Below are 15,819 nucleotides of genomic sequence, written 5' to 3' on the forward strand. Positions count from 1 at the left end.
CCGCCGAGCCCGCCCTTTGGGCGGACGGCGCTACTTTCGAAAGACGCCCTGGAGCGCACCGGGCGGCACCCGCCCGAGCTCGCACCGCCCGCTGTCCCGCTTGCCGATATCAAGCGGGACAGCGGTTGTTCCACGCTACCCGCACGACGATCGCGAGGATCCCCGCCATGGCTCACCCAGCCCGACTCCTGGCTGCCACCTGTCTGGTGAGCGCCGCCGTGCTGACTCTCGGCGGCTGCGCGGGCGATGAGCCCGAAGCCGCTGGTGCGGGGAAGGAACCGGACATCGGCAGCATCGCGAAACTGAGCAGCACCGAAGGCCTGAAATTCCCGGTCGCGGCATATGAGGTCACCTCCGATCAGCAGTATCAGGTGAAAAAGGCCCAGAACCGGCTGATCGAGCAGTGCATGAAGCGCTTCGGCTTCGAGTACGCCCGCCCGGCCCCGACACCTCCGAGCAGGAACGACTCGAGCTCGCGTGTCTTCGGGCTGGCCAGCGCGAAGGATGCCGCCCAGTTCGGCTACGCGAGCCCTCGCCGGGCGACCGACCCGGCACCCGCCAAGAGGCAGCCGGCACCCCCTCTCAGCAGGACCGGCCAGACGGTGCTCAACGGGGTGGACCTGGTTGCCGAGGCCGAGGCGAAGGAACAAGGCAAGGCGGCCGCCCCCACCGATGAACCCAAGTCGCAGGCCGAGGCGGAGAAGGCGCCGGGCACCGGCATCATGGTCAACGGCAAGGAAGTGCCCGTCGGCGGCTGCGGTCGGGAGTCCGCCCTGAAGCTGTTCGCCCCGAATCCGGGAGCCGTCGACATCCTCTTCGTCTTCAACCTGGGTGGTGAGGCCGAGTCCAGGGCGCTGGAGGACTCCAGGGTGAGGAAGGCCACGACCAAGTGGTCACAGTGCATGGCTGATTCCGGCTTCACGACCTCCAGTCCCGACAACGTCCAGTCGGACCTGGGACTGGTGCAAGGCAAGCTCTCCAGCCCCGAGGCCATCACCATCGCCAAGGCGGACGTCGCCTGCAAGACGCGGGTCAACTACATCGGCATCCGCTACGCCGTGCAGAGCGCGTACGAGAAGGCACTGGTGGAGGAGCACGCCGAGACCCTCGCCCTGTTCAAGCAACAGACCCAGGACCGGCTTCGCCTCGCAGCACAACTCAACGGCTGAGCAGATCAGTTACGATCCAGACGCATCAGGATTGCGCGGGCTCCGGCCAGCCGTGCGGCTATCGAAGCCCGGGGGGGCCATGCGTTCTGTTGATCAGGTGGACGAGGGCTGCTCGCCGGACGGGGTCGGTGGTACCACGGCAGCCGCGGACGCACTCCTCCGCGCACTCGCCCTCGATCCCCCTCTCACCGAGACCGAGGAGAAGATCCTCGGCCTGCTGCGGGGTGGGCCGAGCAACGCGGCGATCGCCGCCCATCTGGGTATCACGATCCGTACCGTGAAGTTCCATGTGGCGAACCTCCGGGTGAAGCACCGCGGGCTCTCCCGCCTCCAGCTCTGCCTGCTGGCCACGTTGCGCCGACTGGACCCTGTGGCGGCCGGGGCCGCCGTGGGATCAACCGCTCAGAAGTGAGCAACGGGGTCCGCGGCGTGCGACACATCCGGCGCCGAGGGACATCCGGTGCCTCACCGGCCGGTGCACGGCGGCGCCGGCCACCCCCGGCCCTCCCGGCGGAGGACACCCTCCGGGCGCACCATCACGCTGCTGCGCGCTCGATACGGCGGGGCAGGAGCCCCGACGCCCGGCCGAGAACCGACACGAGCGGGCGCACACCGCCCTGACATGTCCGGCATACGAAAACGCCCCGGACGGCATGTCCGGGGCGTTTCCCACGCTGTGGCTGGGGCCGGGATCGAACCGGCGACCTATCGCTTTTCAGGCGATCGCTCGTACCAACTGAGCTACCCAGCCACGCAGCTCATACGGGCTGCAGCGGTCCTGACGGGATTTGAACCCGCGGCCTCCACCTTGACAGGGTGGCGAGCACTCCAAACTGCTCCACAGGACCAAGCTTTGTGCGACTAAGTGTCGCACAGGTTGTGCGTGCCCCCAACGGGATTCGAACCCGTGCTACCGCCTTGAAAGGGCGGCGTCCTGGGCCACTAGACGATGAGGGCAGAACTGCTGGTACAGCTTGCTTCTGCGTCTGTCGCCCGAAGGGGAAGTGAGAAGCGGCGACTCCGCTTCCCCTCAAGAGGTTCCGCTTCTCCTTCGACCTTCAAGGTCTCAGAACGGCCGAGTCCGACCGGCGCCCTTGGGCACGTCGGAGACTGTACTACGGCGTTTCGGTGTCAGCCAAACCGAATAGGGGAGGGCGTCGCGTCGGGTCGGTTCTCCTTGGGCAGATGGCGGCTGACCTCGGCGGTCGTGAGGCCGAGCCCGCCCAGGGTGATCTCGTCCCAGGCCTGCAGACGGCGGGTCGAGCGGTCCAGATAGAGCACCGACGCGAGCACCTGCTCCGGCTTCGCGTTCTGTACGGCCCGCAGCCCGCCGCCTCCCGTGGACCCCTCGATCATCATCCGGGTGCCGTGCTTCATGAGCTCGTTCTGCCGGTGGTGCACGTGGCCGGCGAGGACGAGGGGGACCGTTCCGTCCGTCTGCCGGGCCGCCTCCGGCTCGTGGGCGACGGCGATGTCGGCCGGGGTGCCGGCCCGCCGCTGGTCGCGCAGCGCGTCGGCGAGGCGCAGGCCCGCCGCCCGTTCGGCGCCCTCGGCCTGCTCCGGGCCCGTGCGGTCCGGGGTGAACTGCGGGTCCCCGACGCCCGCCACCCGCAGGCCGCCGACGTTCACCGCGCGGCCCTCGTCGAGCACGTGCACGTTCTTGAACCGCTTGTTCCCCTCCAGGTACTTCTGCGTCACCGCCGAGTCGTGGTTGCCGCGGACCCAGACGTAGGGCGCGCCCAGATCGCTGATCGGGTCGAGGAAGCTGTTCTCCACGGCTGCCCCGTGATCCATCGTGTCGCCGGAATCGATGATCACGTCGATGTCGTACTGCTCCACGAGGGAGCCGATGATGTGCCACGCCGCGGGGTTGAGGTGGATGTCGGAGACGTGCAGGACGCGGAGCGTGGCGGGGTTCGGGCTGTACACGGGGAGCGTCGAGGTGGCGTCGTACAGCTTGGTGACGTTGGTGACCAGCCGGGCGAGTTCCTGCTGGTAGACGTCGAAGTCGGTGACGATCGAGCGCGCGTCGCCCACGACGGAGGGGGCGCTGGAGAGCAGCCCGGAGAACTTCGGCTCCAGGACCGACTCGGGGTTCCACGTGGCGTACGCCCCGACGCCCGAGGCGGCCAGCAGGGCGAGCGCGAGCCCGCCGGCGGCCAGGGCGCGCCGGGGCCTGCGGTAGACGGCGAGGCCGAGCGCGGTGGCCCCGGAGACGACCGCGACGCAGGAGCGCACGGCGAGCTCGCGGGCGCCGGCGCCGACGTCGTCACCGACCTCCGCCTCCAGCCCCGCGAGCCGTTCGGGGTGCTGGACCAGCGCCTCGGAGCGGACCGGGTCGAGGCGGTCGACGTCGACGTCGAGCCGGACCGGGGCGTGGTGCGAGTCCAGTTCCAGGGCACCGAGCGGCGACACGTTGATCTTGGTGCCGCCGCTGAGGGACGGCCGCAGGGTCATGGTCGTGTCCATCGGACCGACGGGCGTGCGGACGCTGCCGACGACCAGCAGCCCCAGCCAGGCGCCGAACAGCACGACGGCGACCAGGCCGAGCGCCCGGGCGAACGGACGCGGCGAGCCGGCGAGCGCGCCGCTGGGGCGGGGGAGGTGTCCGGACCGGCGGCCGGAGCGCGGGCGGGGGTGGACGAGGTGCCGGACGCGGACTGCCGCGGCACGGAACGGGTCGCGGGCCATTGGGCGCGTATGCCCCGGCGGGGAAGCGGATATGCGCTTCCCCGCGCACCGGGGCGCATCCGGCGGCCGTACGTGACAATGGCGGGGTGCTGGAGATGACGCGGGAAGCGTTCGAGGAACTGGTCGGCGAGGCGCTGGACCGGATCCCGCCGGAGCTCACCCGGCTGATGGACAACGTCGCGGTCTTCGTCGAGGACGAACCGGAATCCGACGATCCAGAACTGCTCGGCCTCTACGAGGGCACCCCGCTGACCGAGCGCGGTGAGTGGTACGCGGGCGTGCTGCCGGACCGGATCACCATCTACCGGGGGCCCACGCTGCGGATGTGCGCGTCACGGGAGGACGTCGTCGCCGAGACGGAGATCACGGTCGTGCACGAGATCGCCCACCACTTCGGCATCGACGACGAGCGGCTGCACGCGCTCGGTTACGGGTGAGGGGGAGGCCGCACGCGCCCCGGAAGGGGTGATGTGCGCCATACCGCGCGGGGTGAACGAGGTGTGCGGGCGCCGGGGCGTGTCCCCGGCGGGGCGGCGGGAGTTGGGCACAGCGCTCCCGCTCGTTCCCGTGATGCCTCGTCCTTCTTCGCGCCCCCGGAGGTGCCCCCGTGCGCCAGTTGCCCGTTCCCGTCCGCTGGGCCGCCGTCACCGCGGTGACGATCGCCGCGTCCACCGGCTGCATGAGCATCGGCTCCGACGACGGGAAACCGGCCCCCTCCCGCACGGCCGCGCCGGACGGTGCGGTGGCCGACCCGGACGGAGCGACGGTGGCCGGTACCGGCCGGGCCCGTCCGGGGGGCGGCGCCGGGGCGCACTCCGAGCACAGGACCGCCCGGCCCGCCGGCCCGAGCGCCTCGGCCGCCCCCTCGGGCAGCCCCGGCACGAAGCCCGGCCGGACCGCTCCGGCCCCTGGCGGCCATCCGCCGGCGCCGACGCCCTCGGCGCCGGGCGGGCCGCAGCAGCCGGAGCCGCCGGGCCCGTCCGACCCCGGTCCCGGCACCCCTGAGCCCCCGCAGTCGCCGCCCCCGCCGGACCCCGACCCGGAGCCCTCCGAGCCGGCGCCTCCGGCGCCGTCGGTCTCACCGGCCGCTCAGTCCCACGACGGCGCGGCGGGCGCGCCGGACGGGGTGTACGCGATGCGCACTCCGGAGGCATCACCGCAGGTGGGACCGGTCTGACGGGGGAGGCGGCAGGGGGGGCTTGCGCGATGTGGGGGAGAGTGCGTATGGTGGTAGATCGTTTGATCCCATTGCCCGGCGCCGACACAGAAGAGCGCCGTGTGGCGCGTACTCTCCCTTGCCGTGGCTGGACCGCATTGAGGCGGTCGAAATTGCGAAAACACGGAGTTACGGGCGCGTGCCGAGACTCCGAGAGGTTTCGCATTTCGCATGTCAATTTCCAGTTCTGACCACACCGTCATGCCCGAGAACGTCGAGAACGACGTCGAGAGCACCGAAATCATCGAGGCCGCAGAGGCCGTCGTCGCCGAGTCCGCCGACGCCGTCGAGACCGACGCCCCGGCCGAGCAGGCCGACACCGACGCCGCCGACACGGCGGACGCCGAGCCGACCCTCACGTTCGGCGACCTGGGCCTGCCCGAGGGCATCGTCCGCAAGCTCGCGCAGAACGGTGTGACCGCACCCTTCCCGATCCAGGCGGCGACCATCCCGGACGCCCTGGCCGGCAAGGACATCCTGGGCCGCGGCCGTACCGGCTCCGGCAAGACCCTCTCCTTCGGTCTGCCGACCCTGGCCGCGCTGGCCGGTGGGCACACCGAGAAGAAGAAGCCCCGCGCGATCATCCTCACCCCGACCCGTGAGCTCGCGATGCAGGTCGCGGACGCGCTGCAGCCCTACGGCGACGTGCTCGGCCTCAAGATGAAGGTCGTCTGCGGCGGTACGTCGATGGGCAACCAGATCTACGCGCTGGAGCGCGGTGTCGACGTCCTCGTCGCCACCCCGGGCCGACTGCGCGACATCATCAACCGGGGAGCCTGCTCCCTGGAGAACGTCCAGGTCGCCGTCCTCGACGAGGCCGACCAGATGTCCGACCTGGGCTTCCTGCCCGAGGTCACCGAGCTGCTCGACCAGATCCCCGGCGGCGGCCAGCGCATGCTCTTCTCCGCCACCATGGAGAACGAGATCGGCACCCTGGTCAAGCGCTACCTGAGCAACCCGGTCACCCACGAGGTCGACTCCGCCCAGGGCAACGTCTCGACCATGTCGCACCACGTCCTCGTCGTGAAGCCGAAGGACAAGGCGCCGGTCACCTCCGCCATCGCCGCCCGCAAGGGCCGGACGATCATCTTCGTCCGCACCCAGCTGGGCGCCGACCGCATCGCCGAGCAGCTCATCGAGTCCGGCGTGAAGGCCGACGCGCTGCACGGTGGCATGACCCAGGGTGCGCGTACCCGCGTCCTCGAGGACTTCAAGAAGGGCTACGTCAACGCGCTCGTCGCGACCGACGTCGCCGCCCGCGGTATCCACGTCGACGGCATCGACCTGGTCCTGAACGTGGACCCGGCCGGTGACCACAAGGACTACCTGCACCGCTCGGGCCGTACCGCCCGGGCCGGCAAGTCCGGTGTCGTCGTCTCGCTGGCGCTGCCGCACCAGCGCCGCCAGATCTTCCGCCTGATGGAGGACGCCGGCGTCGACGCGTCGCGTCACATCGTCCAGGGCGCGGGCGTCTTCGAGCCGGAGGTGGCCGAGATCACCGGCGCCCGCTCGCTCACCGAGGTCCAGGCCGACTCCGCGAACAACGCCGCCAAGCAGGCCGAGCGCGAGGCCGCCGACCTGACCAAGCAGCTGGAGCGCGTCCAGCGCCGCGCCGTGGAGCTGCGCGAGGAGGCCGACCGCCTGGTCGCCCGCGCCGCACGCGAGCGGGGCGACGACCCCGAGGCGGCGGTGGCCGAGGTCGCCGCCGAGGCGGAGGCCGCACTGCTGGCCGCCACCTCCGTGCCGGAGCAGCCCGCCCCGCGCGAAGAGCGTCGTGACGAGCGCGGCAACTACGAGCGCCGGGACAACCGCGGTGGCGACCGCGGTGGTTACCGTGGCGGCAACGACCGCGTCGGTGAGCGCAGCGGCCGTCCGGCCGGCAGCAACGGTTACCGCGGCAGCAGCGACCGTCCGTCCTTCCGCGGCAGCAACGACCGCCGTGAGGACCGTCCGGTCGGTGGCGGTTTCCGCTCCGGTGGCGGTGACCGTCGCGACGACCGCGGCGGCCGCTCCTTCGAGCGCCGTGACAACGACCGCCCGTCGTTCAACCGCGACCGTCGTGACGACCGTCCCTCGGGCGGTTTCCGCTCCGGTGGCGGTGACCGTCGCGACGACCGCGGCGGCCGCTCCTTCGAGCGTCGCGACAACGACCGCCCGTCGTTCAACCGCGACAACGACCGCCCGTCGTTCAACCGCGACAACGACCGCCCGTCGTTCAACCGCGACCGTCGTGACGACCGCCCGTCCGGTGGCTTCCGCTCCGGTGGCAGCGACCGTCCGTTCAACCGTGACCGTCGTGACGACCGTCCGGCGGGCGGCTTCCGCTCCGGCGGCTCCAGCGACCGCCCGACCGGCCGTCGTGACGACCACCGCGGTGGCACCGGCACGGGTACCGGCACCGGCACCTTCGGCCGCCGCGACGACAAGCCGCGCTGGAAGCGCAACGGCTGATCGTCGGTAGGTCTTCGACCTCAGGAAGCGGGCCCGTCCTTCGTGGACGGGCCCGCTTTTTTGGCTTACGGCCCCGGCCGGGCGGCTGTTACGATCCGGCGACCTGGATGTGGGGGGCAACAGGCCAGGCGGGTCGAGGAGTCGGCCACCGGTGATCGCGGTCGCGGGCACACCCGCGCGCTGCCCGGATCAGCGGCTCGTGCACGGGGAGGGGCGGCGCGGACTCGTTCCGCGCTCCCTGTCCGGCTCGCACGTCACTCCTGGAACCACCTCTCGCGTCCTCCTTCGCTTCGATGTCCGAACAGGAGACACGTGTCCGGCAAGAGATCCTTCGCCACCTTCGTGGGCGTCACCACCGCGGTCGCTCTGGGAGCGGCCGTCCTCACCGTTCCGATGGCCTCCCCCGCGCAGGCCGAGCCCCTGTCCCACGTGATCATCAAGGGCGCCACCAGCGACGTCCCGGCCAAGGGCAGGCTGGTGAACGCCGGGCCGCACGGTTACCTGCGTGTCGAGGAGGGGCGCGGCGCGATCTGGCGCTCGTACCACGCGACGCGAGACGTCCAGGTCGACCCCGCGGCGACGCTCGACGGCCGCGTCTTCGAGTGGGGCACGGGCTCGGACGTCGTCGCCCAGTACCGCTCCGCCACGGACACGGTGGACCTGCGGGACATGGCGACGGGCACGACCGTTGCCGTGGCCCTGCCGTCCGGACACACCTACCTGGGGTCGTTCGGCTGGAACGTGCTGACGCGGGACGGTTTCGGCGCCGAAACCCGCTTCCACGTGCTGGACATGCAGACCGGTCAGGTCCGGGACCGCCTCATCGACGACATGGCGGGCCTCGGTTCGTACGCCGTCATACCCGGGCTCGGGGACGAGAACGGCATGGTGATCGCCGCAGGCGGACGGAACGTCTGGCTGGACGTCACGGAGCGGCGTGCGGTGCCCCTGCCGATCAGTGGCCAGCTGAGGGCCGACGATCTGGCCCTGACCCGCGATCACCTGCTGGTCCGCGAGGGCGGCAAAGTCACCGTCTACCGACGGGATGACCTCACCCAGGCGCAGAGCGTCCGCCTGCTCGAGGAGGGCGCCGGCACCCGCCTTCTCGGCATGGTCGGCAACGAGGTGATCGTCGCCCGTCACGACCCCGCGCTGGGCGCGCTGTCGGAATACCTTCCGGTGTGGCGGGTCGACGCCGAGCCCCTGGACGGCGCCCCCGTCCACACCGTCCTGGCCAGGTCGATCGGCCGGGCGGTGTCCACCCCGGGCGGGGGACTGCTGGTCCAGGGGGGACCGACGGAGTCGGCCTGGGGCGTCCAGCTGATCGAGGAGAACGCGGCGCGCGAGGTCCGGGCGACCGCCGAGACGGACATCCCCTCCCGTCCCGTGCCCCACACCGTGCAGCAGCTGTCCTTCCAGCAGGGGCGCCTGACGAGTGCCGAGGGCATCGCGACGACGGGCCGCACCGGCGTCTACACCTGGACGGCGGAGCGTACGGGCGACGCGTGGGCGTACGGCCCCCGCCAGGAGCGCGGCACGCTGCCTGAGCTGGCGGACGAGTGCTCCGCCCCCGACTGCCCGAAGGTGGAGGAGAGCGGAGACGGCAGGCTCGTCTACGGCGGTCCCTTCAGGGCGGGGACCAAGAGCGTGCTGCCGCTGCACCGTGTCCCGGAAGGGGCCCAGCTGCCCGGCGTCACGATCGACGTCGGCACGCGGTCGAAGGGCTTCATCGGCAGTTCGGGGCGGTGGGCGGTCGTCTTCGCGACCCTGGACGACGGGTCCCCGCAGGCTCGGGTGGTGAACACCGACACCGGTGCGGTGACCCGGACGTTCCCCGTCCGTCCGTACGCGCTGTCCGGCACCACCCTGTGGACCGTCGAGGGCAACGACACGGCCGTCGGCTACGACATCAGGACCGGCGCGCGCACCGAGTCCGCCTATGTGCCCGGCTGCCTCCTCGACGGCGTCCAGGGGATCGGCCACTGGGTGCTCTGGAACTGCGCCGGACCGAGGGACGACGAGGGGATCTACGACCTCCGGACCCGCACCATCACTCCCCTGGGCATCGGCTACGGTGCGGGCGCCCAGCTGGGGGACGGGTTCGTCGCCTATCCGTCGGGCGGCCGCCTGATGGTGAAGGATCTGGGCGCCGGCGGGACGACGCACGACACCGGCGCCGACGTGTCGTCCTCCAGGACCGTGTGGACGGTCGACCCTGCCACCGGGACGCTCGCCTGGTCGGACACGACCGGGGACATCCACCTCGCGGACAGCGGCGTCGAGACGGCCGCCGTCGCCCTCAGGGACAGCGATGCCGCCAGGTCCCAGGCGGTGAACGGGGGCAAGGCCCCCTGGACGCCGCGCTGGTGGGTGACCAAGCCGGTCAGCTCGTGGGCGCTGACGTTGCGGAACACGGCGACCGGAGCAGTGGCGCGGACGCTCTCGGGCGGCACGGCGCACGGACTGGTGGCTGCTTCGTGGGACGGCAAGGACGCGGCCGGCAAGCTCGTCGCCAACGGCACGTACACCTGGACCCTGTCGGCGAAGCCGGCCGACGGACAGGGCGCGGCCCTCGCGGTGTCGGGTTCGGTGAAGGTGACAGGCGGTGCGGCTGTCAGCCGCGACTTCGTCGGCAACGACGGCTTCGGCGACCTTCTGGCATTCACGCCGGCGGGTGGGGCCGACTTCCGGGCCGGTACGGGTACGGGCCTGGTGAACGCCGCGGTGTCGGGTTCGGGCTGGACGGGTGCGAACAGCGTGACGGCGGCGGTGCCGTTCGACGATGTGAGCGGTGACCGGTGCAACGACGTGCTGGTGCGGGTGAAGAGCGGTGAGCTGCGGGCGTACAAGCCGTCGTGCGGTGGGGCGTTGGAGTCGACGACGCCGTTCACGAAGGTGGGCCCGGGCTGGAACGTGTACGACGTCCTGACCTCGCCCGGTGACCTCACCGGTGACGGGCGGGCGGATCTGATCGCCCGGGAGACGACGACCGGATACCTGTTCCTCTACGAGAGCGAGGGCGCCGGTGTCTTCAAGGCGCGCGTGAGGATCGGTACGGGCTGGAAGGGCTACCTGCTCACCGGGGCCGGTGACCTGAACGGTGACGGCAAGGGCGATCTGCTCGCCCGGGACGCGGCCGGGGCGTTGTGGCGGTACGCCGGGACGGGCCAGGGCACGTTGGCGACCCGCGTGAAGGTCGGCGGCGGCTGGCAGATCTACGACGCGCTGGTCGGGGTGGGCGACGTGAGCGGTGACGGCAAGGCCGATCTCCTCGCCCGGGACACGTCCGGTGTGCTGTGGAGCTACCGAGGCGACGGCAAGGGCCTGTTCGCGAGCCGGGTGAAGGTCGGCGGCGGCTGGAAGATGTACTCCAGGCTCGCCTGAGCACGGCGCGGTCCGGCTCTCTACGCGGGGGCCGGGCCGCGCGAGCCGCCACACGGGACCGCGTCCCGCGCATGCCGTGCCCCCGGCGCGGGAATCGCTGGGGGCATGACAAGCAACCCACCTGGAGCGCCTGCCGGGCAACCGTCCCCGCCCTCCGCGGCCGGCCCGCCCGACCTGTCGAAGCACCCGTCCGACACCACGGCCCCGCCCGCCACTCCCGCCCCGCCCGCCGGTTCCGACGAGGCGAGGCTGGCCGAGCTCGGCTACACACAGGTCCTCGCCCGCCGGATGTCCGCCTTCTCCAACTACGCGGTCTCCTTCACGATCATCTCGGTGCTCTCCGGCTGCCTGACGCTCTACCTGTTCGGCATGAACACCGGCGGCCCGGTCCTGATCACCTGGGGCTGGGTCGGCGTCGGGCTGATGACGCTGTTCGTCGGCCTGGCGATGGCCGAGATCTGTTCGGCGTACCCGACGTCGGCGGGCCTGTACTTCTGGGCCCACCGGCTGGCCCCGCCCCGCTCGGCCGCCGCGTGGGCGTGGTTCACCGGCTGGTTCAACGTGCTGGGCCAGGTCGCCGTGACCGCCGGGATCGACTTCGGGGCGGCGTCGTTCCTGGGCGCCTATCTGAACCTCCAGTTCGACTTCGAGGTCACCCCCGGCCGCACGATCCTGCTCTTCGCCGCGATCCTGCTGCTGCACGGCCTGCTGAACACCTTCGGCGTGCGGATCGTCGCGATCCTCAACAGCGTCAGCGTCTGGTGGCACGTGCTGGGGGTGGCGGTCATCGTCGGCGCCCTGACCTTCGTACCCGACTCGCATCAGTCGGCGTCGTTCGTCTTCACCGAGTTCGTGAACAACACCGGCTGGGGCAGCGGGTTCTACGTGGTGATGATCGGGCTGCTGATGGCGCAGTACACCTTCACCGGCTACGACGCCTCCGCCCACATGACCGAGGAGACCCACGACGCCGCGACCGCCGGCCCGCGCGGCATCGTCCAGTCGATCTGGACCTCCTGGATCGCCGGTTTCGTCCTCCTCCTCGGCTTCACCTTCGCCATCCAGTCGTACGACGGGGCCCTGGCCTCCCCGACCGGCGCCCCGCCCGCCCAGATCCTCCTCGACGCCCTGGGCGCCACCGCCGGCAAGCTCCTGCTCCTCGTGGTGATCGGCGCCCAGCTCTTCTGCGGCATGGCGTCCGTGACCGCCAACAGCCGGATGATCTACGCCTTCTCCCGGGACGGCGCCCTGCCGTTCTCCCGGGTCTGGCACACGGTCAGCCCCCGCACCCGCACCCCCGTGGCGGCGGTCTGGCTGGCCGCCGCCGGCGCGCTGGTCCTGGGCCTCCCGTACCTGATCAACGTCACCGCGTACGCGGCCGTCACCTCCATCGCGGTGATCGGCCTCTACATCGCGTACGTCATCCCGACCCTGCTCCGCCTCCTGCGCGGCGACGACTTCCGCCCCGGCCCCTGGCACCTGGGCCGCTGGTCCCGTCCCATCGGGATCGTCGCGGTGGTGTGGGTCGTGGTCATCACCGTGCTGTTCATGCTGCCCCAGGTCTCGCCCGTCACCTGGGAGACCTTCAACTACGCCCCGGTCGCGGTCCTGGTGGTCCTGGGCTTCGCCGCCACCTGGTGGTTCGCCTCGGCCCGCCACTGGTTCCTCAACCCGGATCACCCACGCACGCTCGCCCGTAAAACGCCTCGCTGAACGGGGCCGGTTCCACGGCGACGGGGCCCGGCAACCGATACCCGATCGGCGGCCGGGCTACGGCGGGCTATGCTCGGGGGTGATTCGCCGAGGGCCGTTAGCTCAATTGGTCAGAGCAGCGGACTTTTAATCCGTTGGTTGTGGGTTCGAGTCCCACACGGCCTACCTCCGGCGGGGCGGGGTGACCTCCCCGACCTGCTGCTCAGCGCCTCGACCGGCTTCGTCCGGTCGAGGCGCTGCGTCGTTCCCGGCCGGCGGCGGGGTCTTCCCGTCGGACAACGGCACCTTCGCGGTGTTCCTGGCCGTGTCCCCCGCCGATCCCACCCCCGGCGCGCTCTCGGGACCCCGCGGGGCTGCCGCCCGAACCGCCCACGGACGCGGCCCGTTGCGCGGCCGCCGTGTCCGCGTGCTCCTGGTACCAGGACGGCCGCTCTTTCGGCATTCCAGGCCGGTCGGGCGGCGCCGCTTCATAAGGTGATCTTCATGCCTTCGACGAACAGACGTCTCGTTGTCCGCGCCGCCCTTCTCGTGGCGCTCCTCGCTCCGGTCTGGGGATGCGCGAACGGGGACGGGTCCGCCGCTCCGGACGGACCCGCGGACGGCAAGCCCTCGCCCGAGCGCCCAGCCACCCCGGGACTGGGCCGCATCCTCGTCGGCGGCAGGGCGGTCACGGGTTCCGAGCCGTCCGGGAACGCGAAGGTCCCGTACCGGCGCACCTACACCGACGGGGAGTTGTACGCCCCCGTCACCGGATACCGGTCGACGGCCTTCGGAGCCGCCGGCCTGGAAGGCGTGTACGGCGACGAGCTGACCGCGGGAGTCTCCGGCGGCGGCCGGACGTCGGGCGACGTGACGACCACCATCGACCCCTCCGTCCAGCGGGCCGCGATGGAAGGGCTGAGGGGCCACAAGGGCGCCGCCGTCGCGCTGGACGCCGGAACCGGGCAGCTGCTGGCCGTGGCGAGCACACCGTCGTACGACCCGGGGCGGTTCAGCGGCAATACGACGGCGGACACCGAGGCGTGGAAGCGGCTGATGCGGGACCCGGACAAGCCGATGCTGAACCGGGCGCTGCGTGAGGCGCTGGCGCCGGAGGGGACGTTCGGCGTCGTGGTGGCGGCCGCCGCGCTGGAGCGGGGCCTGTACGCGTCGGTGGACGACAGCACGCGCAGTCCCGCCCCCTACACGGCGCCGGGAAGCGCTTCGGAGTTCTCGGACGATCCGGCGCACTGCCGGAACGCGTCCATCCGGAACGCCTTGCGTCACGGGTGCCACAACGTCTTCGCCGCCATGGCCGTGGAGATGGGGCAGCCGGCGGTGGCCGCCATGGCGGAGGCGTTCGGCTTCAACGGGGAAGAACTGCGCACCCCTGTCCGGCTCGAGGCGAGCGTGTACCCCCGAAGCGGTGTGAACGGGGCCGACGTGGCGTTCGCGGGGGCCGGTCTGGGGGGCGTCACCGCCACACCGGTGCAGATGGCCCGGGTCGTGGCCGCTGTCGCCAACGGCGGGGAGCGCGTCGACCCCCAGATGGTCGCGAAGGTGGTGCGGGCCGACGGCAGCGTGGTCAAGCCGGCGGAGGATGCCGCCAGGCGTGCGAAGCGGATCATGCGGCGCGGGACGGCGGAGCAGCTCCGGTCGGCACTGGAGACATCCGCTGCCGGGGCGCGCGCCGGAGGCGGTACGGGCGCGGTGATCGGCGGAACGTCCGGTCGGGTCACGCCCAGTCCGTCGTACGGGGACGGGGCGACCGCGTGGTTCGTGTCGTACGCCCGGACGGGCGAGGGAGGGCTGATCGCGTGCGCGGTGCGGATCACCGATGCGGACGGCGGGGCCGGGGAACCGGCCGGTTCGGCGCCGGCGGTCCGGGTCGCGGAGCTGATGGGCCGGGCCACCGCGTGACTCGGTGACCGCTCGCCGGTGTGCCGGCCGGCTTCCGCATGTCCCTACGACGGCGGCGCCGGTGCCCGCCGTGGGCGGGAGGGCGCCGGCGCCGTGGGTGCGGGTGGTCAGACGAGGAGCTTCGTCTTCGCCCGCAGGTACTCGTCTTCCGTGATCGCGCCCTTGTCCCTGAGGTCGGCGAGTTTCGACAGGTCCTCCACGTGGCCGGTCTTCGCCGCGCCGTGCGCGTCGGACGTGCCCGCGGCGTCCCTCACGTACGCCTTGAAGGCCGCGTCACGTTCCTTCGCGTCCTTGATGTCGCGCTGGCCCATGGTTCTGCCGCGCGCGATCACGTAGACGAGGACGCCGAGGTACGGCAGTACCAGGGCCAGGATCAGCCAGCCCGCCTTGGCCCAGCCGTTGAGGTCGTCACTGCGGAAGATGTCCGTGATGACCCGGAACAGCAGGAAGAGCCACATGACCCAGAGGAAGAACCAGAGCATGGTCCAGAACAGGTTGAGCAGGGGATAGTCGTCCATCGGTCCACTCCTGGCGCCGCGTCGAATGACTGGGTCTGCGTCGATATGACTGAATCTGAAATAAGTCATATCACCGCATTCCTGCATGCGCCCGTTGGAGTTTCCCTTGTTCCGCCGGGGGGGGGGGAGGGGAACGGGCGGGCGCGCGGGGTGCGGACCGGTGCGGCGTGGAGTGAGGTGGCTACTTCTCCGGTACGGGGGTGGCGGCGGCCGCGTCGGCGGAGCGCTCCGTGGGCTCGGGGTCGGCCGGCCGCGGGACCGTGGAAGCGGGCGTGGTCGCCGCCTGGGCCGCGCGTGCGGCCTGCGAGGTCTTGCGGCTGTGCGCCAGGATGCCTATGAAGCCCGCGATGAACCCGCTGATCAGGCCCGATACCGCGTGGTTGGCCGCGTTGACCGATTCGCTGTCCGGCAGACCGATGGCCACGTAGTTCACCGCCGCACTCATCACCGCGCCCATCAGGCCGCCGATGAGACCGCTGATGACGGCGCCGCGTACGGGGGAGGGCGGGGTGGCCGGGGTGGCCGGGGCGGGGGCAGGGGCGGGGGTGAGCGGTGCGGTCATCGTCGAGGGCCCTCCAGACAGGCTGCGATGAGAGACCGGGAGCGGCTCGCGGGGCGCGGCGACATGCGCGCTCCGGGACCGGCTCGCCCGGGCAGCCCGCCGATCCGGGGGATGCAGCAGTTACCTTGCGGCAGAACACGTGTTCCTTGCAACACCTTCTCGTTTTCGCCACTTTGAGGGCTCGGGGGAGATCGCCCGAGGAGGCGGTGATGTCTC

At 71.6% G+C, this 15,819-nt stretch carries 11 protein-coding genes and 4 tRNA genes; 9 read left to right on the top strand and 6 right to left on the bottom strand.

The window, feature by feature from the left end; genetic code table 11:
* The first annotated feature begins 167 nt into the window (after positions 1-167).
* Together ABZ454_RS32015 and ABZ454_RS32020 are read left to right on the top strand one after the other, a co-directional pair.
* Entirely contained in the window at positions 168-1,169 is a 1,002-nt protein-coding gene (locus ABZ454_RS32015; protein ID WP_359543080.1) for a hypothetical protein, read from the top strand.
* Positions 1,170-1,248: 79 nt separating this feature from the next.
* The gene (locus tag ABZ454_RS32020; RefSeq protein WP_359543081.1) at positions 1,249-1,581 is read left to right on the top strand and encodes a helix-turn-helix transcriptional regulator; all 333 of its coding nucleotides are present in this window, start codon (positions 1,249-1,251) and stop codon (positions 1,579-1,581) included.
* Between the two features lie 265 nt (positions 1,582-1,846).
* Here the strand turns inward: ABZ454_RS32020 and ABZ454_RS32025 are convergent.
* The 4 genes from ABZ454_RS32025 to ABZ454_RS32040 form a co-directional block, all read right to left on the bottom strand.
* Positions 1,847-1,920, bottom strand: a tRNA-Phe gene (locus tag ABZ454_RS32025).
* Between the two features lie 22 nt (positions 1,921-1,942).
* Positions 1,943-2,017, bottom strand: a tRNA-Asp gene (locus tag ABZ454_RS32030).
* Positions 2,018-2,053: 36 nt separating this feature from the next.
* A tRNA-Glu gene (locus ABZ454_RS32035) sits at positions 2,054-2,126 on the bottom strand.
* Positions 2,127-2,300: 174 nt separating this feature from the next.
* Positions 2,301-3,860: a metallophosphoesterase gene (locus tag ABZ454_RS32040; RefSeq protein WP_359543083.1), complete on the bottom strand. Its 1,560-nt coding sequence runs from the start codon at positions 3,858-3,860 to the stop codon at positions 2,301-2,303.
* Positions 3,861-3,946: 86 nt separating this feature from the next.
* Between ABZ454_RS32040 and ABZ454_RS32045 the strand changes: the two genes are divergently transcribed.
* The 7 genes from ABZ454_RS32045 to ABZ454_RS32075 all read left to right on the top strand — a co-directional run bounded on the left by ABZ454_RS32045 (position 3,947) and on the right by ABZ454_RS32075 (position 14,523).
* The gene (locus tag ABZ454_RS32045) at positions 3,947-4,297 is read left to right on the top strand and encodes a metallopeptidase family protein (protein ID WP_356322728.1); all 351 of its coding nucleotides are present in this window, start codon (positions 3,947-3,949) and stop codon (positions 4,295-4,297) included.
* 170 nt (positions 4,298-4,467) lie between these two features.
* On the top strand, positions 4,468-5,037 hold the full coding sequence (locus ABZ454_RS32050; RefSeq protein ID WP_359543085.1) for a hypothetical protein: 570 nt from the start codon (positions 4,468-4,470) through the stop codon (positions 5,035-5,037).
* A gap of 240 nt (positions 5,038-5,277) precedes the next feature.
* The gene (locus ABZ454_RS32055; protein WP_359543087.1) at positions 5,278-7,527 is read left to right on the top strand and encodes a DEAD/DEAH box helicase; all 2,250 of its coding nucleotides are present in this window, start codon (positions 5,278-5,280) and stop codon (positions 7,525-7,527) included.
* A 312-nt stretch (positions 7,528-7,839) separates the two neighbouring features.
* The gene (locus tag ABZ454_RS32060) at positions 7,840-10,911 is read left to right on the top strand and encodes an FG-GAP-like repeat-containing protein (protein WP_359543089.1); all 3,072 of its coding nucleotides are present in this window, start codon (positions 7,840-7,842) and stop codon (positions 10,909-10,911) included.
* Between the two features lie 105 nt (positions 10,912-11,016).
* Entirely contained in the window at positions 11,017-12,624 is a 1,608-nt protein-coding gene (locus ABZ454_RS32065) for an amino acid permease (protein WP_359543091.1), read from the top strand.
* 91 nt (positions 12,625-12,715) lie between these two features.
* Positions 12,716-12,789 (top strand) — tRNA-Lys (locus ABZ454_RS32070).
* 318 nt (positions 12,790-13,107) lie between these two features.
* Positions 13,108-14,523: a penicillin-binding transpeptidase domain-containing protein gene (locus tag ABZ454_RS32075; protein ID WP_359543092.1), complete on the top strand. Its 1,416-nt coding sequence runs from the start codon at positions 13,108-13,110 to the stop codon at positions 14,521-14,523.
* Between the two features lie 107 nt (positions 14,524-14,630).
* Here ABZ454_RS32075 and ABZ454_RS32080 read toward each other — a convergent pair whose 3' ends face one another.
* Together ABZ454_RS32080 and ABZ454_RS32085 are read right to left on the bottom strand one after the other, a co-directional pair.
* Positions 14,631-15,041 carry an SHOCT domain-containing protein gene (locus tag ABZ454_RS32080; RefSeq protein WP_359543094.1) on the bottom strand — a complete coding sequence of 137 codons (411 nt, stop codon included), beginning with the start codon at positions 15,039-15,041 and terminating at the stop codon, positions 14,631-14,633.
* Between the two features lie 181 nt (positions 15,042-15,222).
* Entirely contained in the window at positions 15,223-15,603 is a 381-nt protein-coding gene (locus ABZ454_RS32085; protein ID WP_359543096.1) for a hypothetical protein, read from the bottom strand.
* Positions 15,604-15,819 lie beyond the last annotated feature (216 nt).

The organism is Streptomyces sp. NPDC005803, from assembly GCF_040630435.1.
Lineage (GTDB): Bacteria > Actinomycetota > Actinomycetes > Streptomycetales > Streptomycetaceae > Streptomyces.

Excerpts from the sequence above, each read along its gene's own strand:
- ABZ454_RS32065 (WP_359543091.1), top strand. The coding sequence starts at position 11,017 with ATGACAAGCAACCCACCTGGAGCGCCTGCCGGGCAACCGTCCCCGCCC.
- ABZ454_RS32040 (WP_359543083.1), bottom strand. The coding sequence starts at position 3,860 with ATGGCCCGCGACCCGTTCCGTGCCGCGGCAGTCCGCGTCCGGCACCTC.
- ABZ454_RS32055 (WP_359543087.1), top strand. The coding sequence starts at position 5,278 with ATGCCCGAGAACGTCGAGAACGACGTCGAGAGCACCGAAATCATCGAG.
- ABZ454_RS32075 (WP_359543092.1), top strand. The coding sequence starts at position 13,108 with ATGCCTTCGACGAACAGACGTCTCGTTGTCCGCGCCGCCCTTCTCGTG.
- ABZ454_RS32020 (WP_359543081.1), top strand. The coding sequence starts at position 1,249 with ATGCGTTCTGTTGATCAGGTGGACGAGGGCTGCTCGCCGGACGGGGTC.
- ABZ454_RS32085 (WP_359543096.1), bottom strand. The coding sequence starts at position 15,603 with ATGACCGCACCGCTCACCCCCGCCCCTGCCCCCGCCCCGGCCACCCCG.
- ABZ454_RS32015 (WP_359543080.1), top strand. The coding sequence starts at position 168 with ATGGCTCACCCAGCCCGACTCCTGGCTGCCACCTGTCTGGTGAGCGCC.
- ABZ454_RS32080 (WP_359543094.1), bottom strand. The coding sequence starts at position 15,041 with ATGGACGACTATCCCCTGCTCAACCTGTTCTGGACCATGCTCTGGTTC.